The 21,684-nt window shown below is 35.8% G+C and carries 22 protein-coding genes; 14 read left to right on the top strand and 8 right to left on the bottom strand.

What is annotated here, in order from left to right:
• Window positions 1-218: 218 nt before the first annotated feature.
• Window positions 219-1,472 (top strand): site-specific integrase, encoded by a 1,254-nt coding sequence (locus QF004_RS03950; RefSeq protein WP_076387454.1) that lies wholly within the window; start codon window positions 219-221, stop codon window positions 1,470-1,472.
• Between the two features lie 551 nt (window positions 1,473-2,023).
• Here QF004_RS03950 and QF004_RS03945 read toward each other — a convergent pair.
• The 3 genes from QF004_RS03945 to QF004_RS03935 form a co-directional block, all read right to left on the bottom strand.
• On the bottom strand, window positions 2,024-2,482 hold the full coding sequence (locus tag QF004_RS03945; RefSeq protein WP_076387455.1) for a nuclear transport factor 2 family protein: 459 nt from the start codon (window positions 2,480-2,482) through the stop codon (window positions 2,024-2,026).
• A 377-nt stretch (window positions 2,483-2,859) separates the two neighbouring features.
• Window positions 2,860-3,270, bottom strand: coding sequence for a hypothetical protein (locus tag QF004_RS03940; protein WP_307422969.1), 411 nt, complete (start codon window positions 3,268-3,270; stop codon window positions 2,860-2,862).
• Window positions 3,271-3,488: 218 nt separating this feature from the next.
• Window positions 3,489-3,782 (bottom strand): helix-turn-helix domain-containing protein, encoded by a 294-nt coding sequence (locus QF004_RS03935; protein ID WP_307422967.1) that lies wholly within the window; start codon window positions 3,780-3,782, stop codon window positions 3,489-3,491.
• Between the two features lie 705 nt (window positions 3,783-4,487).
• Here QF004_RS03935 and QF004_RS03930 point away from each other — a divergent pair.
• From QF004_RS03930 to QF004_RS03920, 3 genes are all read left to right on the top strand, one after another.
• Complete coding sequence (locus QF004_RS03930; protein ID WP_307422964.1) at window positions 4,488-5,786, top strand: TlpA disulfide reductase family protein; 1,299 nt, start codon at window positions 4,488-4,490, stop codon at window positions 5,784-5,786.
• Between the two features lie 43 nt (window positions 5,787-5,829).
• Window positions 5,830-9,033, top strand: coding sequence for a SusC/RagA family TonB-linked outer membrane protein (locus tag QF004_RS03925; RefSeq protein ID WP_307422961.1), 3,204 nt, complete (start codon window positions 5,830-5,832; stop codon window positions 9,031-9,033).
• Between the two features lie 129 nt (window positions 9,034-9,162).
• Window positions 9,163-10,500: a RagB/SusD family nutrient uptake outer membrane protein gene (locus QF004_RS03920; RefSeq protein WP_307422958.1), complete on the top strand. Its 1,338-nt coding sequence runs from the start codon at window positions 9,163-9,165 to the stop codon at window positions 10,498-10,500.
• 48 nt (window positions 10,501-10,548) lie between these two features.
• Here QF004_RS03920 and QF004_RS03915 read toward each other — a convergent pair whose 3' ends face one another.
• The 4 genes from QF004_RS03915 to QF004_RS03900 form a co-directional block, all read right to left on the bottom strand.
• A complete protein-coding gene (locus QF004_RS03915; RefSeq protein ID WP_307422956.1) occupies window positions 10,549-10,791 on the bottom strand; it encodes a hypothetical protein in 243 nt (80 codons plus the stop codon).
• Between the two features lie 288 nt (window positions 10,792-11,079).
• Window positions 11,080-11,511 carry a MauE/DoxX family redox-associated membrane protein gene (locus QF004_RS03910; protein ID WP_307422953.1) on the bottom strand — a complete coding sequence of 144 codons (432 nt, stop codon included), beginning with the start codon at window positions 11,509-11,511 and terminating at the stop codon, window positions 11,080-11,082.
• Between the two features lie 174 nt (window positions 11,512-11,685).
• On the bottom strand, window positions 11,686-12,483 hold the full coding sequence (locus QF004_RS03905) for a hypothetical protein (RefSeq protein WP_307422950.1): 798 nt from the start codon (window positions 12,481-12,483) through the stop codon (window positions 11,686-11,688).
• Window positions 12,480-13,121: a hypothetical protein gene (locus QF004_RS03900; RefSeq protein WP_307422946.1), complete on the bottom strand. Its 642-nt coding sequence runs from the start codon at window positions 13,119-13,121 to the stop codon at window positions 12,480-12,482. The genes QF004_RS03905 and QF004_RS03900 overlap by 4 nt, the downstream gene beginning before the upstream one ends.
• A 129-nt stretch (window positions 13,122-13,250) precedes the next feature.
• On the opposite strand from QF004_RS03900, the gene QF004_RS03895 reads away from it, so the two are divergent.
• Window positions 13,251-14,006 carry a response regulator transcription factor gene (locus QF004_RS03895; protein WP_307422942.1) on the top strand — a complete coding sequence of 252 codons (756 nt, stop codon included), beginning with the start codon at window positions 13,251-13,253 and terminating at the stop codon, window positions 14,004-14,006.
• On the opposite strand, the gene QF004_RS03890 is transcribed toward QF004_RS03895, so the two are convergent.
• On the bottom strand, window positions 13,998-14,774 hold the full coding sequence (locus QF004_RS03890) for a ThiF family adenylyltransferase (RefSeq protein ID WP_307422939.1): 777 nt from the start codon (window positions 14,772-14,774) through the stop codon (window positions 13,998-14,000). The two genes, QF004_RS03895 and QF004_RS03890, sit on opposite strands and share 9 nt — an antisense overlap.
• 146 nt (window positions 14,775-14,920) lie before the next feature.
• On the opposite strand from QF004_RS03890, the gene QF004_RS03885 reads away from it, so the two are divergent.
• The 9 genes from QF004_RS03885 (at window position 14,921) to QF004_RS03845 (ending at window position 21,621) form a co-directional block, all read left to right on the top strand.
• On the top strand, window positions 14,921-15,760 hold the full coding sequence (locus tag QF004_RS03885; protein WP_307422936.1) for an RteC domain-containing protein: 840 nt from the start codon (window positions 14,921-14,923) through the stop codon (window positions 15,758-15,760).
• 229 nt (window positions 15,761-15,989) lie between these two features.
• Window positions 15,990-16,253, top strand: coding sequence for a helix-turn-helix domain-containing protein (locus QF004_RS03880; RefSeq protein ID WP_307422934.1), 264 nt, complete (start codon window positions 15,990-15,992; stop codon window positions 16,251-16,253).
• A 16-nt stretch (window positions 16,254-16,269) separates the two neighbouring features.
• Entirely contained in the window at window positions 16,270-16,842 is a 573-nt protein-coding gene (locus QF004_RS03875) for a hypothetical protein (protein ID WP_307422931.1), read from the top strand.
• A gap of 21 nt (window positions 16,843-16,863) precedes the next feature.
• Window positions 16,864-17,121: a DUF3853 family protein gene (locus tag QF004_RS03870; protein ID WP_307422929.1), complete on the top strand. Its 258-nt coding sequence runs from the start codon at window positions 16,864-16,866 to the stop codon at window positions 17,119-17,121.
• Complete coding sequence (locus QF004_RS03865) at window positions 17,111-17,812, top strand: hypothetical protein (protein WP_307422926.1); 702 nt, start codon at window positions 17,111-17,113, stop codon at window positions 17,810-17,812. The genes QF004_RS03870 and QF004_RS03865 overlap by 11 nt, the downstream gene beginning before the upstream one ends.
• A gap of 289 nt (window positions 17,813-18,101) precedes the next feature.
• Complete coding sequence (locus QF004_RS03860) at window positions 18,102-19,199, top strand: hypothetical protein (RefSeq protein ID WP_307422923.1); 1,098 nt, start codon at window positions 18,102-18,104, stop codon at window positions 19,197-19,199.
• A gap of 408 nt (window positions 19,200-19,607) precedes the next feature.
• On the top strand, window positions 19,608-20,444 hold the full coding sequence (locus QF004_RS03855) for a toprim domain-containing protein (RefSeq protein ID WP_307422920.1): 837 nt from the start codon (window positions 19,608-19,610) through the stop codon (window positions 20,442-20,444).
• Between the two features lie 110 nt (window positions 20,445-20,554).
• On the top strand, window positions 20,555-21,364 hold the full coding sequence (locus QF004_RS03850; protein ID WP_307422917.1) for a type IV toxin-antitoxin system AbiEi family antitoxin: 810 nt from the start codon (window positions 20,555-20,557) through the stop codon (window positions 21,362-21,364).
• Window positions 21,361-21,621: a nucleotidyl transferase AbiEii/AbiGii toxin family protein gene (locus QF004_RS03845; RefSeq protein ID WP_307422914.1), complete on the top strand. Its 261-nt coding sequence runs from the start codon at window positions 21,361-21,363 to the stop codon at window positions 21,619-21,621. Before QF004_RS03850 ends, QF004_RS03845 begins: the two co-directional genes overlap by 4 nt.
• Window positions 21,622-21,684: the final 63 nt, after the last annotated feature.

The following is a 21,684-nucleotide window of genomic DNA, read 5'->3' as shown; positions in this document are numbered from 1 at the left end:
ATACTAGTATTTAAAGGCTTTTTTGTATTTAAGATGTATCAAATTATATCAAATTAATACAAAACAAAAGGGAGTACCTAGGTGAGTACTTGAAAAATAAAAAGAAGTACTCACCGAATTTAGCAGTAAACAGCCTATTCATCGCTTATTCATTCATTGAACATCTTGTAGGTTTAGAGGTTTCGAAATAAATTTATTAACCTTTAAAATCATGACTTATGCAAACCTACTGTTTACTACTCTATGCAAAAAAGACAAAAGGTAATTCTGAAATGTCCGCCATTTATTTGCGGATTACTATTGACGGAAAAAGAAAAGAAATTTCAACAGGAAAAACGATTAAAACGACAGAATGGAATTCTAAAGCCGGAAAAGTTTTTGGAAATTCTTCTCATGCAAAATCTTTTAATTCATTCCTCGAAAGCCTACGAGCAAAAATGTTCGAATCTTATAATTATCTTTTGAATAATCGAAAAATAATTACTTGTGAATGTCTGAAAAATAGATTTCTGGGGATTGATGAACGAAAAGTCACTTTAGTAGAAGCTTTTCAAGATCACAATAATCAAATAAAGGAATTAATAGGACGAGGATTCGCACATGGAACCTGGGAGCGGTATGAAACATCTCTTAGACATACTCAACAGTTTATGATGTGGAAATATAATATTTCAGATATTGACGTAAAAGAGATTAATCCTGCATTTATTTCAGATTATGAATTCTTTCTAAGAACGGTACGTAATTGCGCCAATAACTCAGCAGTAAAGTACATCAAAAATTTTCAGAAAATCATCAATATATGTTTAGATAACGAGTGGATTATTAAAAACCCTTTTGCTACTTATAAATCTAAAATTGTCATTACAGATGTACGCTTTCTTACAGAAAATGAATTAGAAAAAATAAAAAATAAAGTATTCAGCACTGATAGGTTACGGACTATTCGCGATATATTTCTCTTTTGTTGTTTTACAGGATTAGCTTATTCCGACGTTAAGAAATTAGCAAATGAAAACATATCAATTAATGCAAATGGCGAGAAATGGATCAAAATTAAAAGAACAAAAACAAAGGTTGAGGCAAGTATTCCTATTCTTCCAATTGCAAACGAGATTTTAGAACGTTATAAGGCAAATGTAAAGTGTGTCAATGATGAGAAAGTTTTACCTGTTCTAAGCAATCAAAAGATGAATGAGTATTTAAAAGAGATTGCCACTTTATGCGGGTTGGACTTTGATATTAGTTTTCATACGGCCAGACATACTTTTGCAACGACTGTAACATTAAATAATGGGGTACCACTTGAGACTGTTAGTAAAATGTTGGGTCACTCCAATGTTCAAATGACACAACATTATGCTAAAATTCAAGATCGAAAAATTGGCGATGATATGAATTTACTTAAAAAGGTATTAACTAAAAAGTCTAAGATTAAAGAAATTAAAAAGACCGCAGTTAATTATTCTTAGCGATAGGACCCACAATTTGTCCTAACCATTTTTTAAATTTATAAGGTAGGTCTATGTAGATCCATTTTACTTTACCTTGATATTGAGGTAGCTCAGATTTTAAGGCTTCAAGGTTATCTATATGAATAATTTATTCTCAGAAATAGCATCACTTTTTTGCCCATCTTTGTACGTGTACGCTTCTATAAATTTCTATAAGAGACATCTTGGTGATGATTAATGACTTTGTTTTTTCTATCCAATGTAGTGCGGGCATTCTAATATTAGTTTTAACAAAAGTAGGAAATCATTTACTAAAAATATATTTGCTAAGAGATTTAATCCCAATTACTACTCTGGGCAAGACTTTATACAAAAAGCTATAGTGTATCAACTTTAGAATACTCGTGGTATAAATCTTTAGGAAGAATCCATCATGGGAGAGACCTGATTAAAATGCTTTCATTAGATCATTAAACTGTACCCGACACCAGAATCGAACCGGTACTTCTTTTTTTATAAATCGCCCTATTTTCAAATTAATATTACCGTTTATGCTTGGTATGAAATATTTATTGTTCTTCTTCGTCAAAATTATCAAAATAGGAAAAATCTTTTGTTATCACTCCGTTTTCAATCGTGAAAATCGTGCAAATAGGTAATTCGAATTTCGAGTGGTCGGGTGCAGTTCCACTTGAGATAAATTCTACAATGATATGTTTGTCGTCCGAAGGATAAGTTTGAATAACCTGATCGTGAAGGTCTGGGAAAACTTTATTGAGTTCTGAATATTTGTCTACAATTTGTTGTCTTGTTTGTTTTACAATTCCCTGTCCTAGTGATGGATCTTTAAAATCGGTAGTTTCAGCATACATATCAGCCATTTTTGTCCACTCGTGATTGTTAAAATGCTCAAAATATTGCTTAACCAATTTTTCATTTGTAGAGGTGTCCATCGTTTTTTCTTTTGTTTGATTGTTACAGCCGATCAGTATAAAAGTCAAAATAAATACGGATAGTATTTTTCTCATAGCATAGTTTATTAATTTCACGTTTTGTTCTTTCGAGATTTTATTCAATTTATTGGTAATGTCTTTTCGCCTTCACGACTATCTTCAGCTTATGAAAAATCTACGTATATACCTTTCAATAATAGCTAAATTATTTTAATAAAATAAAGAGTTGCCCTATTTAATCACAAGAATTGCCAGAAGTCAAATGGTTTTTTCTAGTTTGCTGTAAAAGGCTTTAGCAACAAAAAAAGTGCTTCTGAAAATTACCTGATACCGGAATCGAACTGGCACTAGCACTTCTTTTTTTAGTCAAATAAATACCACCGCATATTACGTTTTCTAAAAAACTGCAAAGTCATGATACTTTGCAGATCAGAATAATTAATAAGTTATGTTTAAATTATCTCAATACAAATCAACACACCCTCAGTATAGCTATAACCATAGCCAAAACCATAACTTCCACCACCACTTACTTTCTCTGTTTCAGAGAAAACTCTTTTTGCACTAGTTATTCCTAGTGCGTTATATTGGTAATTATAACGACCAGAAGTTATTGGTGTAATCGAAATGATTTTGATGTTTTTTGAAGTCCATTTTTCAATTTCTTTATTGATGTCATTAGATAATTTTTCACCATCAATTTCAGAGTCTGACCATCCAACAATTTGATGAGAAGTCACTTTTTCAGTAATCTGTTTTTCAGAACCTAACCAATTCTTTTTAGTTTCTCCCGTTGGTATTTTTTCAATAACATCTTTTAGAATGGGTTTGAACAGTGCAGGAATAAATATTGTTTTTAGCATATAATTGTAGGAGATTTAGTTTTCAATGGGATTGTTCTAATTTCTTGTTTTAACTTGCTATCATCTGAAAAGGTTTTTAGACAATTGTGGCTTAAAGAAAAAGTTAAGTTCATTTGCGACCAAGTGAAGCCGACGATTTTTCCAATGCCTAAAATACAAATTACTTTTCAATCCCAATTACGGTTCCCCGTAATACACAAAAAAAATCCCCACTCTCCTCAGGATTTTTTCTTGTTTTTAGGAGTAGCTTTTAATATATTGTTTTCTTTCATATAAATTTCAAAATCAAATTTTATTGAGAAAAGTTTTGAAGGCTCTATTCCAGCAGCTAGTAATATTCTTATTAATGTTGATAATTTAGGTACATTCTCCTTTTTTATTAATCTATAAATTTGTTTTCGATCAACATTTGCTGCCGCTGCTAAATCTGCTACATCAATTCCTTTTTCATCAATGAATGCTTTGACATAATCAGCTATTACAATAAAATATTTGTCTTTAATATAATTCATTTAATAAAAGTGACATATTTGTCAAATTTATCATTGACAAATATGTCACAAATCAAAAATTATTATTATATTTGTAAAATAAGTTACAGAAAATGTAATTTTGCGATACTTCAAAAAAAATAGAAGCTATTGCTTAGAATCTCGCTCTGAAAACTGGTAATTTAAAGCAACGAGACGATAAGTATAGTAGTTCACGACCTAGGCGTGGGCTCACTTATCTGTTGCACGGTATACCAGTACCTCAGAGTGGATATGTTGAGACCCATGCCGTTTTGTATCCGGTATTCTCAATTCCCTAAGCCTGCTTTTCACAATAAAGTATCTACGACACTTACAATGGCGTGTACAACCATTGCGGCTTAATTGCTTCGCGGGAAATAAGATTACATAATCAACCTCTTCATGCTCTAAAATCATGAACAGACACATTCTCTACTTCAACAACAGCTCTTAAAAAAGCAAATCTTCATATCAATGCCCTTTAAAAGGATTGGTCTTTAGCGGGAAAGTACCCAACTGAAAAGTGTTTCTACACGCTTTCCCCTAAGACGATCCGAAAAAGTTAAAAGTTAAAATTTAAAATCTAGAATCTATAATTTAAAATTATAAAAAGAAAGCCCTTTCCCTCCAGTTTTGCCGACCAAGGAAAAGAGCAATAACAATTATCAGTACAATAATGAACTAACAATCTAAAAAAACAAAACTATGAAAAAAAAGTTTTGCAGGGAAATCCTTTCCCTGACACTTTTGGCACTTCTATTTCTACAGCTGCCTGCCCAGCAAAAAGCCCTGAAAATCGGCGATGCTATTCCTGAAAAAGTATGGACGACACCATTATCAGTCGTCAATGCTCCACAAAAAACTATCAAACTCGGCAAAGACCGGGATAAGTTGATCCTGCTGGATTTCTGGGCTACGTGGTGTGGATCATGTTTAAAAAACTTTCCTAAAATGGAAGCATTAGAAAAGCAGTTTGAGGGAAAATTAAAGGTGCTGCCGGTTACCGGAGAAGATCTCGCCACCCTTAATAAATTCTTTGCCTCCAAAAATGGACAGCGGTTTAAGAATCTGATTTCTGTAGCAGGAGATCCGTTTCTGAGCAAAATTTTTCCCCACTATGCCATTCCCTTTATCGTTTGGATCAAAGACGGGAAAGTGCTCAACACCACCGATGCTTCACAGGTCACCGCCGATAACATTCAGGAAATTCTGCAAGGGAAAAAATCTTCTGTCGAAACCGTTCTGCAGATCGGCAGAGACCGGCCGCTCATGTTGGCAGAACAATTTGATCTGGAGAAAAAAACAACTTTAGTCAATTACACATTGCTTTCGAAGGGAAGAATCAAGGCGATTGCACCGGGATCTGGATTTCACCGCAGTAACGATGGAGTAGTGTATGGCAGACAGTGGACCAACATTTCTTTGATGAACATTTACCGTGGAATTGCCTATGAGTTATTTGAAAAAGAAAACACTCCTTTCAGTGAGAAAAGGCTCGTTAATCTGGTTAAAAATCCAGAGGCAATTGATTTTACAATTACCCATGAAGATGATCCTGTGGATGACCGGCTATATAATTTTGAATTTATTGTTCCGCAGAATAAAGCAGACCAGCTTTATCCAAATATGCTCAAAGCCCTTAATGAATTTTCAGGCTATTCGGCTCTAATAGAAAAGCAACGGACAAAGTGTTTGGTACTGAAAAAAACAGGAGCCTCGGATGACCTGAAAACCAAAGGGGGAACAGTGGTATCAAATGTATTGGAAACAACGATAATATTGCGCAATGCACCGCTGGAACATCTTATCGTGTACCTGAATGTCAATAATCAATTCACCGATTTGAATGTGATCGATGAAACCGGATATACTGATAATGTAGATCTGAATCTGGGTACTGTTAAAGATTTGGCAGAACTGAAGAAAGCCCTGCAAAAATATGGTCTGACCTTAATCGAGGAGGAAAGGGACCTGTCGATATTGGTTGTCCGGGATCGCCCGTAGAACACAGCCGATAATAAACCAATAATCACTAAAATAACTAACGATGAAAAACATTTTTATACTGTCTGCCTGTTTCTGTTCTGTTGCTGTATTTTCCCAGCAGATCATCCGCGGAATTGTGGTAGACCAAAGCACCATGACGCCTTTAAAGGGCATTACAGTGGCATTAATGAATACAGATACAGCAGCAGTTACCGACGGAAAAGGCGAATTCAACCTCACCGTATCCGGTGCTGAAAAAGAACTCATCCTGTCAGGGGGCGGTTATGAAAAAAAACGAGTCAAATTTAATCTTCCACTTTCAGAAAATCTAATGATTCCACTTGTTCCAAAAATAACTGAAATCAAAGAAATAACCCTAGCGACAGGTTATCAGAAAATATCCAAAGATCGAGCAACCGGTTCATTCTCTACCGTTAACCGCGAACTGCTGAATAAAGAGGTTACTACAAACATCATGGAGCGGCTGTCAGCAGTGTCTAATGGCGTTGTTATTGACCGTGCCGTCACTGGCAGTCCACAAATAATGGTGAGGGGGATCAGTACCCTACAGGGGCCCAGAAATCCGTTAATTATTCTCGATGATTTTCCTTATGAAGGGGATCTGAATAACATCAATCCTGATATGGTCGAAAACATTACAGTTTTGAAAGACGCTGCGGCATCAAGTATCTGGGGCGCAAGAGCAGCAAACGGGGTGATTGTCATTACCTCCAAAAAACCGAATGCTTCTCAACCTTTAAAAGCAGAATTTACTGCCAACACGACGCTGTCTGCCCGACCGGATCTCAGCAATATCCGCCAGATCTCCTCCGCAGATTTTATTGCCGTAGAGAAACAGCTCTTTGCTCAGGGCTTTTACGACAGTGATCTCAATGCGCCGAATCATCCTGTTTTAACGCCCGTTGTTGATCTGTTGAATCAGCAGCAGAATGGCTTCATTACTCCCGAATATGCCCAACAGCAGATAGCGATGCTCGAAAAAATCGATGTGCGTGATCAGTACCGCAGATACATGTATCAACCCTCTCAGAAATTACAGTATGCCCTGAATCTTTCGGAAGGGGGGTCCAAATATTCCTGGTTTGCGGGGATCGGATACGACCGCAACAGCGGAAGTCTTGGGGAATCATTTGAACGTAAAAATGTTCGGCTCCAAAACACATGGAAACTAACCGACCGCCTAACGGCATCTGCTGAAATGCTTTATGCCAACACCACCGAAAAAAGCGGGCGAAGTGCCTACGGTACCGTAAGCATGAGTGGAAACTGGAAGATTCCCTACATGCAGTTTGCAGATCAGGCAGGAAATCCCCTCGTGATGTTTTCTACCTATAATCAGCGCTACAAAGAAAGCCTCTCTGGAAAAGGTCTTGTAGACTGGAATTATTATCCGCTCACCGATTGGATGCACAGCACTTCAGAATCCTCCAATGATGAGTTGATCCTCAATGCTTCTCTTCAGTACAAAATTCTCAAGGGTCTTACGGCTGATGTAAAATACCAGTATCAGCGGGGCACCGGCATCAGCAGAGCGCTTTCCGATGCAGAAAGTTATTATGCACGAAGCTACATCAACACCTTCGCACAGGAAAATGAGGAAGGTTTGTTAACTTTCAAAGTACCGAAAGGCGGAATACTTGATCAGATGAACAGCCGGTCAGAGATCAATAACCTCCGTACACAGGCAAATTACACCTACAGTTCTTCCCGGCATTCCATCGCCGCTATTGCCGGCGCAGAAACGCGGGCGACAGATATCCGTTATGAAGAAAACCGCTACTACGGCTATAATCCCAAAACCCAAAGTGCAGTAAGTGTGGATTATACCCAGTCTTATCCGACTTTTGTAACAGGGGATATGGATTTTATTCAGCCGGGGCAGGTGATGAAAGAAAAAAAGATCCGCTTTGTTTCCCTGTATGCCAATGCCACTTATACTTATAATAAGAAATATACGGTTACAGGCAGTATCAGAAGAGATGCGAGCAATCTCTTCGGTCTGAAAACCAATGACCAATGGAATCCCTTTTGGTCCACAGGGCTTGCCTGGAAACTGTCGGACGAAAATTTCTATCCCTTTCCGTTTCTGCCGACCCTCAAACTGCGCGGCTCTTATGGTTTCAACGGAAACATTGATCCTGCCATGGTGGCAGTGACGACTATTGTTTACGACACCAGTCCCTCCATTTATACCGGCACGGGGATGGCAAGAATCGATCAGTATTACAATCCGAACCTGCGCTGGGAAACTTCAAGAATGATGAATGTCGCAGTAGATTTTGCCTCACAAAACAATCGGATAGCGGGATCTGTTGATTTTTTCACCAAGAAAGGAAGCAATTTATTCGGTACAGCACCGCTGGATTATACCACTGGAGTGACCACGCTGCTGTGGAATGTCGCAGGAATGCAGGGAAAAGGTGTAGATGTCGAATTAAAAACCGGCAATTTGATTACCGGTAATTTTAAATGGAACACCGTTCTGAATCTCAGTACCTACCGGGATGAAGTCACCAACTATTACCGGGCTAACAGCTTCGCCAGCAATTATGTAAGTGCTAACGGTGCTTCCCTGCCAATTTCCGGAATTGAAGGTTTACCGGTATATTCCATGTTTGCGTACCGTTGGGCCGGACTCGATCCCGAAACGGGAGATCCCCGCGGTTATCTGAATGGCGAAATCAGCAAAGATTACACCGCCATTACGGCTTCCGAAACGGGAATTGAGGATTTACAGTATTTTGGTTCTGCACTGCCCACTACCTATGGTTCTTTCATTAATACCCTGAGTTTTAAAGATTTTTCGCTCGATGTTGGTCTCACTTATAAATTGGGCTATTGGTTCCGACGCAGCTCAATCAATTATACAAATCTGATCGTGAGCAGAAACGGACACAGCGATTTCGGGCAAAGATGGCAACAGACTGGAGACGAAATACGGACGTACATTCCTTCTTTCACAGGAACAGCAGATTCCTCCCGTGATGCTTTTTACACCGGTTCCGCAGTTTTGGTAGAAAAAGGGGATCATGTACGACTCCAGTTTCTCAACCTGAATTACAGCCTGAACGGCGACCGCTGGAAAAATCTTCCTTTCAGGCAGGCACAGCTGTACGCGTCCGTAAGCAATCTCGGAATTCTTTGGCGCGCCAACAAACAGGGCTTAGATCCCGATTTCAGCTTTGGAAATGCTGCCCTGAGACCTGTAACAACCTATACAATCGGTTTCCGAACTCATTTTTAAACAATATAAAAAAACATGAAACTACTCCTTCTTAATTCGCTGCTTTCTGTGCTGATGTACTGCAGCCGATATCTGGATCAGTACAGCCTAAAAATATTCTAATGATCTTCATTTTAAAAATCAAAAAACATGAAAAAGATAAACTTCCTTTCTCTTACTGCTGCAATATTCCTTATGATAAGCTGCAGCAGATATCTGGATGAAAAATCCGATTCCAGCTTGGCAACCCCTGAAACATTGGAGGATAATCAGGCAATGCTGGACCGCTATTATGTCTTGGGAATCAACGCCACAAGTGGTGAAATTTGCGCAGATGATATCTATGTCTCAGATGCCGATTTCAATACTATGCCCACCGAACCCCAAAAGCGCTTGTACACTTGGCAACCTGATCACGTATCTTTAGCTTCCGGTAATGATTGGGAAAACTGTTTTGCTAAAATAAATATTTTCAACACCGTTTTGTATAATATTGACCATTATCAGATTTCAAATGCTGATAATCTGAAAGGTCAGGCGCTCGTATTCCGTGCGGCCTCTTATCTTGAAGCTGCCCAGATCTGGTGTCTTGCTTATGACGAGCAGTCTGCATCAACGAGAAAAGGTTTGCCGCTGAGATTAGATCCCGATCTCAATATTCCTTCGGTAAGAAGTTCTCTTCAACAAACCTATGATCATATCCTAAGTGATCTGCATACAGCGGTGACCCTTCTGCCTGTAAACCAGATAGCAGTAAGTCGACCTTCGAAGGTCACGGCCTTAGGCTATCTTACCAGAGCATACCTCTACATGGGAGATTATGAAAATGCGTTGAAATACGGAAAAGAAGCATTGTTGAATTACAACACGTTGATGGATTACAACAGTTTAAATGCGGCAGCATCCTATCCTTTCAAAGAGATGAATGAGGAAGTTTTATTGCCTACTTCAATGGCCTATTCTCCCTTTCTTACGAGTTCCAAAGCGAAAGTTGATCCCGCTTTATACCAATCTTATCATTCCGACGATTTGCGAAAAACCCTGTTTTTCAGAATTCTTCCTACAGAAGAAGTGCTCTTCAAAGGAAATTATTCTGGCAGCTCCGGCAGAATGACCTGCATAGCAACCGATGAACTATATCTTTCTGTAGCGGAAGCCTATGCACAACTTAATAAGGTACAGGAAGGTATGGAGGTATTGAATCAGTTATTGATAAGGCGCTGGAAAGCCGGAACTTTTATACCTTTTACGGCCATCACTAGAAATGAGGCGGTCGCATTAATACGAAAAGAACGCCGAAAAGAATTGCTTTTCCGGGGTTTGCGTTGGGCAGATGTCAAACGCTATAATCGTGAAGGCGCCAACATTGTTCTGTCTAAAACCGTCAACGGTGAAACTTTTTTACTTTTACCAAACGACCTTCGTTACGCCATTGCCATCCCGGAAGATATTATCGGAATGACAGGGATGCCGCAAAATGACCGCTAAAAAAAGGGTGGGAACATCATTCCCACCCCTCTTTTTAAATGAGTAGTCCTACGGATTAGGTTTGAAGCCTTCCGAGATTCCCAATACTTGACTGTTTGTTTTGCTGCCAAGTACGGTTCCTAAGGAACTTCCCGTTGCTACAGTAATTTTACACGGACGTATCTGTAGGGTGCCACAGTTCACGCCGTCACTGTTAACCGTATTCCAGTTAGCAGTGTTTTTAAACGCTCCCTCGCTCATGTCTTCACTGACATAATAATGGGTCGTCGCCAACGGCTTACTATCTGCCATTTTAAACGACATTGTAACTCCTGCAGTAAGCAGGGCGATTGCTACTAAAAAGTGACTTTTTATAAATGTTATATTTTTCATTTTGTGGTCTTTTTACTGAAAAAGATTACCTTAAAAACTTGAAGTTTAAAAATTAAGTTCGGTATTCTGTCTTTCGATGACAGACTGTTTTTCTCGGTGCTTACCGGTTCGTCAACCGCTTTGCGTCCGTATTGCAAACAGGAATTCACTGTTTACAAAATTCACTGAATGCCTATGACATTCTACTCTGAAAAGCGTGCACGCTTTTCATTTTTTCATTTTTGATCTCCCTGCCTTCATGCTAATAATGCCAACAAGAGCAGTGATCATTAATCCCATATTTAAATTCAAATTTCCTTTCCACGTCATCTTTTCAAAATGTCCGATGCAGGTACAGGGAAGGTTGTTGCTGTCCATCAAGATGAAACCATTATATCCCGTAAAGACTGTCACAATCACGAATGTCATCCATAAACCCAATAATCGGTAGGAACGATAACAGATCATCCCAATGGCAAGCAGTTGCAGGAAAATAAGACCGGACGCCACAAGCCCTGCGTAAGCCTCTAATCCTGGCGACTGCCCCAGCTGACTGCGAAAGTTTCGGAAAACAATTATTTTGCTGATCGCAGCATAGGACCAGAGAAGCACAAAGAAGAGGCTTATCGTAAAGGGTAGTATTTTTATCACATTTTTCATGACCGCTGTTTGATGATGTAAAATTGCTACATTCCTTTCTCAAATACATATGCTTTATTAACATAAGTATGTCTAATAAAAACATTATTATGTCTAATAATGATGATTATATGTTCAATAATGCAGTTTTTAGGTCTAAGAATTTCGGCAAGATGATAAAAGTCGGTACTGAAATCAGTTTTTTAATGAGATTCGAGGGACGAGATGAAACGGAAAATCATAGATTTTATGAAATAACCTGTAGAGACGGTAGTAACCTGTAAAGCCATTTTTGTAGGCAATTTCCTTATAGCTCAGCGTACTGAGCAGGAGGTCTTCCAGCACAATGATCATCTTTGTTTTGAGATAATGATGGTAAAATGGACTCCCGAAAATAGCCTTGCTGTCTTTTCGGATTTTTACATATGAAAGACCTTTGCTATTTACAAAAGACTCTAAACTTCCATTCTCTTCAGGCTCATACGTTTCCAGCAGTTCGACCAGGTAATGGTATCGGTCATTTCTTATAGAAGTTGGAGGGCTGGGATAAACAGTTTGATGAGCCACGACTGAAATAGTGTATCTTCGCTGCTCTTTAGTCACAATCCCTATAATAATTTGAATTTCCTCTGAATTGATTTGCTGAACATGTATAGGAAGAAAAAACCGGTCTTTGAAAGCTGATTCGGCCATCTGCTGGTAGGCTTCAAGAAGTAATTTTATGATTTCTTTATACTCTCCACTAGCTGTGATCTCTTCCTCCGTCTCCTGATACGTAAAGATAAACCCATGATGATAGTATTCCGTTTGACGATCTAAAAAATTGAGAGTCTGAAACAATCGGATATACTGTTGAACAATTTCTTTGGTTTGCGATAAGATAGTTTCATTGGAATAATACTGTCGATCTGGTGAAAAATCACAAAGTTGACAGTAGCGTTCTAATGCTTTTTTAAGATGCTTCTGTAAAAGATCAAGATGGTAAGTGTTCATGATGATAGGTTTATATCAGGAAGCTCTTGGCTGAATATCCGCAGTTCACTAACTAGGAGATCCTTGTTCTTGTTCAGGAAAATTTGATAGCCGGCCCAAGGTAATTTTATCGGAACTGTTTCAGATCCCAGATAGAGTATAGGCTTACCAATCGCTTCAGCCTCTATTCCTAAAAGCCGGATCGTTCGCAATAATTTGACGTCACATTCTGCAAAGACAATTCCTCCTTGACCTTGTTGCGCAACTTGCAGTGCAAGTGCAATCAGCGTTTTAAAAATATGGAAACCTCTCTTGTCTGCTCCTTTGGATAGTGCGAATCTACCGATATGGTAAATGGGTGTTCCCGCATTGGCTAAATCTTCAACATTAATATTGAAAATTTTTTCTATAGGTAAAATTTGGGTAGCTGTTTTTTGGAATATTCTGATGCTCCCACAAATGATATTATTCGACATTGCAACGAAAATATGAGAGTTAAAATATTGTTTTTCTTCAGCACATAATATTTGTCTTATTGAATTTATTTGTTCAGCTGTTACAATTTCGCGATGATGAAGATGGTTTTCATTAATTACAAACTGAATTAATTCATCTACATTTTCATGGCACATCGTATAATATTCTATATTGTGTATCATATTTACATTATTTTGGTAAAAATATTATGATGTTTTCAGATATTTTCTACACTTTTGTGTAGATTTTGATAAATAAACATAAAAACTACACGATAGTGTAGACAAGTTCAACAATATTCCCACTTAGTTATGGATGAAATACACAGGTTCTTTTCAGGAAAGAATACGGTAAATTATTTATCGGAAGCAGAGTACGCTCAAAGTGGTAACTATCTCGAAACCTTAAGGGCTGTCTCCAGGCTATCATACATGAGCATGTATGTAATCGACTATCAGAGAAAGGAGTTCGAATATGTGTCGGATAATCCACTTTTTCTATGTAATCATACTCCTTCGGAAGTCATGGCGATGGGATATGCTTTTTACTTTAAATATGTCTCTAAGGAAGACTTGGAAATGCTGATTAGAGTAAACGAGATAGGGTTCGATTTTTTTAACAGAACACCATTGCAGGACCGGAAAAATTATAGTATTTCCTATGATTTTAATTTGCAGACTGGAAAAGACAAGATTTTGATCAATCACAAATTAACCCCCATATTTATTACTTCCGAAGGTAAAATATGGAAAGCACTATGTGTCGTTTCTCTTTCTTCAAACGTTGCGTCAGGAAATATTTTACTTTCAAAGACAGGTGAAGATTCATTTTGGGAACTCGACTTAGCCGACGGAGTATGGAATAAAATGGATAAAAGTAGATTAACGGAACGGGAACTGCAGACTGTTCGCCTGCATGCACAAGGATTAACAATAGGCCAAATAGCAGATCGAATGTGTATCGCTGTCGATACCGTTAAGTTTCATCGAAGAAAACTTTTTGACAAATTGCACGTTAAAAATATGGGTGAAGCATTAGCTTACGTAAAAAACAACAAGCTACTTTAATATAGAATTTTTTCCATTTTCTTCTTCCTGAAATAAAGAACTCAAATAGAACTCCGGAAATTTTTTATAGAACTTCCCTGTAGCTATTTTTACCAAAAGATGGGTACACATCGCGGCGACGTACCATGATCCGATAGCAAGCTGGGGCGGTGGTAGCGTGAGTTCTTCATTTTTGTATTGATTAATTACCTCTTCAAGCCATATCTGTGGTTTCTGCCAATAACGTTGGTAACTTGCAGCATATTCTACCATGTCTACTTCATTAAATTTGCTGGATTTTTCAATTGATTGCAAAGGTGGTCCCTTCGGTGAAAGAACAGTGACTAATCCTCCCCAACCGACATTATAAGGATGTAAAACAGGAATACCACTGTTAAAACATGATTCATCAAATAGCCGAGGTGCTTCATTGGTATAATCCAATGCGTTGATTCCAGCATTATATCTCCCTGTTTCTGGCATATTGTTAGTACTTATAAACTCATTTATAAAGCTGATTTCCGCATTCGCATTGATGCTTTTTAGCCTTTCGTAAAGTGCGGTAGCTTTTGAAGTTCCAATCTGATCTTCAGTGTAATTTTGCCTGTTGAGATTGGAGTCTTCGATGAGGTCACCATCAATAATGCATATTTTTTCAAATCCGATACGCAGTGCACATTCCGCGATATTGCTTCCGATTCCACTCCCGGCAATAACGATTGAGAAATTTTTTAATTTTTGTTGCTCGCAGTTACTGAGGTAAATGCGGTTTCTTAAATAACGGTCCATTGTGAAAAATTTGTCAAATCTACTTTTTTTTAATGTTCACCTACCTACACTTTCGTGTAGTTCTTTACGCTTTCCACGTTTATTAATCTACAGTGTAGCAAATGAATTAATGATGGGTAATACATTTGAGTATAAATGAAATATCTATGGTTAAGTTCATTGCAAATCTCGAAAGTGAATTGGAAAGCAGATTACTATTTCTAAGTTTAGAATCTGATAAACCTCTAAAAAGAGCAGAAGAATCAATGCTGGAAATCAATAGTACATTAAAAAAACTGAAATCTTTTGTTTTACGCACTAAGTTTCCCTCAGACAGTGAAGAAATAGATTTTTTCAAAAACCGTAAACCCTTGATATTATCAAAATTAATATATCATAATGAAGTCTATCGAATCGAAACCCGCAAGCCAAGTGGAGGTGAAAAGATGATTCGAAAATACTATCAGACAGAACTCATTAAACTGAAAGAGTTTTTTGAGGAAAATGTCGATTTTTATGGATATTACAGAACCCACAGTACGTACCTTGATCATAAATATTTTGTTCGTAGAAAACTCGACGTTAAGTTGAGTTTAGACTCTTTTGTTTTTGAATCTGATGCAAGATTTAGTACTTCTCATGATTATAAAGTCGCAAAAATCAAGGCAAATGACCTTCTCGAAGTTTACCTCAATGATGAATTGCTGAAATTAAATAGGCAAGGGGAGGAGCAGTACCGAATATCCACGCCCAAAACAAAACTGGTCTGGACAGATAATAAAACTTCACTGATTGAATTAATTTATGCCTTGCACTGCAAAGGATCATTCAATAATGGTAATGCCGATATCAAGGAAATCAGCGCTTATTTTGAGGCGGTTTTCAATATGGAACTCGGTGATGTTTATCGGACATACCTGGAAATAAAAAATAGAACATCCCGTACAAAATTCTTAAATAATCTCCATAGTTTGTTGAACAACAAAATGGATTTGCAGGATGAATAAGAAATTTTTCGAACTATAACACCCACCTTGCAGCAATTCAATAAACTCAATATTTTTGGAAAATTTTTTATTGATTTTTGTTGGAGCTTTCTGAAGTTTAAAGAAAAAAACTGGTGATAATTCCTTTTAACTCAGCTTTCTTTAAAATATCAATACCCAACTTGGGTACACCTTGGGGGTTTAATTCATCAATAATACCAAAATTTGTCATATAAAATAATTTCAAATTATGGCAATAGCAATTATAACCAAAGAAGATCTTCAACAGTTCAAAATTGAACTGCTCGAAAGTATTGAAAAGTTACTTCAGGGGAAGAAAACAGAAGAAAAATTGTGGCTTAGAACCTCAGAGGTCAGAAAGCTCTTAAATATCTCTGCGGGGACCTTACAAAACCTGCGAATTAACGGAACCTTATCGTACAGTAAAATAGGAGGGGTGCTGTTTTACAATTATAAGGATATCGAGAAATTACTTATGGATTTCAAACACTAATGGTTAATCATTGATTATGAAACAGTCTAAAAATATCATCAGTTTTTTTGAGCGGGTTGTTGAGGATGATCGATTGTATCCATCTCATATCAGCATGTACGTTTCTCTTTTCCAATTATGGAGTTTAAACCATTTTCAAAATTCTTTTCGTATTTGCCGAGAAGAAGTGATGAAATTAAGTAAAATAAAATCTATTGCGACTTACCACAAGTGCATTAGAGAACTAAACCAGGCGGGATTTATTATTTATCTACCTAGTTACGACTCGTCCAAAGGAAGTTTGATTGAAATTATTGACTTGGAAAGTAGAAATGTAGAAAAAAATGAATTATTCTCAAATAGAAAATTACTACTAATAGTAGAGAACAAATTTTCAATACCAACTCAATATGAAGTGGAGTTGTATTTTACAGAACGAAATGTGAAGTGTAATGAAGCTGATCAATTTTACTCCTTCTATCAATCTTTGAATTGGAAATTGAGTAATAATAAAACCATGAAATGTTGGCAATCCGCTGCAAGGAACTGGATTTATAAAGCAAAAAAAACAGACAACATGGTCATTCAAAAAAAACTGATTAACCAATAAATTTAAGAATAGTAGTCTAAAATGAATAGTATGGATCCTAAAACACCGATCTGGAAGTTAACGGTTGAGGAATTTCTAGAAATTGCAAAAGTTTTGAATGCAGAAAAGAAATACGAATATGGCTTGAAGGGTATAGCGAAAATGCTGGGTTGTTCATTGTCTAAAGCATCGGAAATTAAATCATCTGGCATACTGGATGAGGCAATAATACAGAACGGTAATATTATTATTGTAGATAAAGATAAAGCTTTACAATTATTCGGAAAAAATGAAATTTAATTATACTGAATTGACAAATCGAATTTGGGAATTTAATGAGAACAGATCATTAGGTTTATCAACTTTGTCCGTTTATTTTTATTTGCTAAAAATTGGATTAGAAAGAGGGTATAACAAATTTAGTGTTTCTGATAGTCAAATGAGTAGAGAACTTAAAATGACAAGAAAAACTGTGAAAGTTTGTAAAGAAAAACTCCGCCAATTCGGAATTATTTGCTATCAATCCAGAAATGGGGTACCGTCTGATTTTCAATTAATTTCTGATTATCCTTTAATTTTTAATGACGCGCGTAGTGACATGAAAATTGATTTGAAGACTTTAAAATTTAAAAAGACCGAGAATCTTCCGGTAGAAACTACTTCCCTTGAAAAAACTCAACCTGAACGGAAAATAAAGCAAAGTACAATTCAAAATGAAAGAATCAATGACATACCAACACTTGAAGAGTTTTTAAAACATGCAAAGTCGCTTGATAGTTATAATGATCAATTAATTTTTGAAGTAAAGATTAAGTACGAAAATTGGATAAATAATGGCTGGAAAAATAATTTTGACCGCCCAATCACCAATTGGAAATCAGCATTGAAAAATACGATACCCTATTTAAAAGATACTGTTCAAGATGATAAAACATTAATTCACAAAATTCCAAATATTACAAGAGTCAATATTAATCGTGAAGAAACATAAAATTAAGTCAAATACATAACGGGTAATTTGTAAAACAAACATAATAACTAAAATGAATTTAAAGGTCGATTAGAGAGTTACCATCAATGGTATACTGGCAGAAATTCAAAAAATTAAAATGTTACGTTTTGGAAAAGTAGAAAAGAGAGTTTTTAAAGGAGTTGGAATGGAGATTTACAAATATTTGCATTAAATGATGGACTAAAAACTCTGTATGATAGTGAACGAACCGTTTTATAAATGACTGAATGATTTGTAATAGAAACAAGTACTAATTTGAGATAAATCTATGGCAATTCCCAATAAGGATCTGAGAATTATCCGGAAAGAATTTGAATCTAGCAGCGAAAGAGTGCCTGATAAAATTCGATTGGGAAATACTTTCGTCGATGATTTTATTTTTGAAAATAGCGAAGCAGCAGATATTCCAATCAATGCTCTTCGGGTAATCTTTAATATTATTTCTATCATTGGGAATAATCAATTTCGTCCAAATGATCGTCCGCATCAACTTTCCCTATTTGAGGAAGAATTTCAGACAGATAACAATATTTTCGCTTCTATAAAAATTAGAAACAGTAAAATTTCTCCAAGTGGATCTACCAAACAAGTAGTTGCAGCTTACGAATTTCTTACAAAATTTAAAATGGGTTGGTACAAATCTGAAAACTCAAAAGGAAAGGAAATTAAAACTTATGGTGGGCTGATTTCCCTTCCGAGTTATGATGTTAGAGGTTATACGACATTTCTGATAAGTAGTTATTGGCTAAAAAAACTAATGGTTATCCCCGAATATAATTATTTATTATACAACTTGGTATATAATATTCGCAACAATAAACATGTCATCTTTGCAATTTGGCTCTCTAAAATCCCTGAAATGGGAACGTCTGTAAAACTTTCTACGTTCAATAAAAAATTTGGACTGAATTATAAAACAGCTAATGATTTTTGTTTTAAATTTTTAAAACCAGCCAGATTAAATCTAAATAAATACAACAATTTATCTTTCAATTTTAAATGCGACAGAGATTTGATTACCATTTATCCATACAACAACAGCCAGGAAGATAGTAGGGAAGTTATAAAGGCTTCAAAGGTGAATTTAAAGATTAGCAGAAGATTGAATTATTATAAAGACAGGTATGGTTTGCACGAAGAGGAAATGGTTCAGTTCTTTTACCATTATAGAAATATTTCCCAAACTAGAGATGTAATTGAAAAAGCATTTGTTGAATTTGTACGCACAACTAGAATGCTAAGAAAAAAATCAACCGATTATCAAGGTCGTTCTTTTCTCCACGAACTACAGAAGATTATCAAAGATAATTATGCCACTACAAAAATGGGAGAATTGTTTCCGAACGGCTATCCGGTTATTATCTGAATTCGGATTTGGACTCATTCATTTTCGGAATTGGACTCATTCGCATTTCGGAATTGGACTCTTTGAAGTTAATAAAATGTTAAAATTATCAATTTTGAACGTTGCTTTTCGGAATTGGACTCATTCATTGCAGTTTAAAAAAGATGTTGTTGATAAGTTGATAGACAATTAGCGGTGCTTTCGGAATTGGACTCATGTGAAATAGGGCTGCTTTTCGGAATTGGACTCGTCTCTTTTACGGAATTGGACTCTTGCGACTTTCGGAATTGGACTCATTATAAAAATGGAGTAAACTACTTTTGGTAGTGAGATACGCTATATAATTAAAAGAGATTTAAAAGTAAACAAAAGTTTTTTTTATCTAAAAAGAATTTCAATTATAAAAATTTGCTTTAAAAAAGAAAAAAAATGAATTGCGAACAAATCAAAGAAATAGTAAGCATTAGGACTGTTTTAGAATCGTTTAATCTATTTCCTGTGAAACAAAATTCTAAAACTGCTTTTTATTTCGCGATTGATCGGGAAGAGAAAACGCCAAGTTTTTGCGTCGATTTTGCAAAAAACAAAGCCTTTGATTTCGGAACCGGAAAAAGTTACGATGTAGTTTCAATTGTACAGCAAGTGAAAAAATGTGCAATTTCAGATGCATTAAAATATTTGGAAAACTTTGACACTTCCGACCAAATACTAAAGGTAAATGTCAACATACTTAAGAAGAGTTACGAAATTTTAAAAGTAAAAGAAATTGGACATTTGGCATTGATTGAATATTTAAAGTCGAGAAAAGTATTTGAGCAGAGACATTTGGTAAAAGAAATTCACTATCAAATGGAAGGAAAGAATTACTTTGGAATTGGTTTTTATAATAATTCCGGAGGAGTTGAAATCCGAAATAAATATTCCAAAATATGTCTGGGCAAAAAGGATGTAACCTTAATCAAAAATTCCAAAAACGAGAAAAAGGAAATTTGCATTTTCGAGGGTTTTTTTGATTTTCTTACCTATCTCAATTTACCAAATGTTCAAATTTCAAATTCTGATTTTCTGATATTAAATTCGACTGCAATCTTTTTTAAAGTTGAAGAAAAATTAAAGGAGTATGAAAAAATTGTACTTTTCCTGGACAATGATTTGAATGGGAAAAATTTAACTGAAGAGATAATTAACAAATATGAAAATGTGGAAGATTGCTCGGTGTTGTATCGGGCTTTTAAAGATTTGAATGAATGGTATTTGATCACCTAAAAGGTGTTTTATGAGTTTTAAAATTATTTTACAATATCTTCAATTAAAATAATAAATATTATATTTGCGTAACACTACACACTGTGTAGTAGATAGCAAACAAAATATAAGTGGAAAAAGGAGTTCAAACATATAATTATTTAGAGGAATATATTGATAGTGTACGTTCTAAAGGAAGATATGCGTTTACTTTGGAAGAATTAAAGGGAAAATTTGATGTAACAGATAAGGCAATTCTCCAAAGTCTATATCGATTGAAAACTAAAAAGAAAATAGTGCAAATCCGAAAAGGGTTCTATACAATTCTTCCGGCCGAATACTCAAATTATGGAGTTATTCCTGCTACGATGTATTTAGATGATATGATGCTATCACTAAATAAAAAATATTATTTAGGGTTAATATCGGCGGCGGCAATTCACGGTGCGTCTCATCAACAATCTATGGAAACATTCGTTATAACAGAAAAACCAGCGTTAAGGGATATAAAAAACCAGAAAATAAAAATCAATTTTTTTGTAAAAAACGAATGGAATAAAGAAGATATAATACAAGTGAAAACGGATGCAGGTTATGTAAATGTTTCTTCTCCAGAACTCACCGCTTTAGATTTGTTGTATTACGTGGAAAAATTAGGAATGAATAGAGTGGTAACAATATTAAAAGAATTAATAGAAGTTATAAAACCAAGTCATTTAGCCAAAACTATTAAAAATTATCCCCAAATTGCAACTGTGCTACGCTTGGGTTACTTGCTAGAGTGCGAATTTGGAAATGAAAAGTTAAGCCAAGTAATCTATACTACCATTGCAGATAAAAAAGGAACGAACATCCCATTGATGCCAGGAAAAAATAAAGAAGGAACAATAAATACAAAATGGCGCATTATAAATAATATTAATATTGAAAACGATTTATGATACCGAGAAGATATATAGAAGAGTGGAGAGAATTTGCTCCTTGGCCAGAAAATGGACAAGTAGAACAAGATTTAATTATCGGAAGAATGCTTGTAGAATTATTTTCTGATCCATTTCTAAATGAAAATTTAGCATTTCGTGGTGGAACTGCTTTACATAAACTATTTTTAAAGCCACAAGCAAGATATTCGGAAGATATAGATTTGGTGCAGATTATACCTGGTCCTGTAATCTTCCCCAAAAATAGGATCATTTAAAAATATAGTTTTTAAATTTGAAAGACTATGAAAAACAGTAAATTTTCAGAAGTTCAGATCATC

Source organism: Chryseobacterium sp. MDT2-18 (assembly GCF_030815285.1).
In the GTDB taxonomy this organism is placed as follows: Bacteria; Bacteroidota; Bacteroidia; order Flavobacteriales; family Weeksellaceae; genus Kaistella; species Kaistella salivictor.
This window is presented reverse-complemented; position numbering and strand designations above follow the sequence as displayed.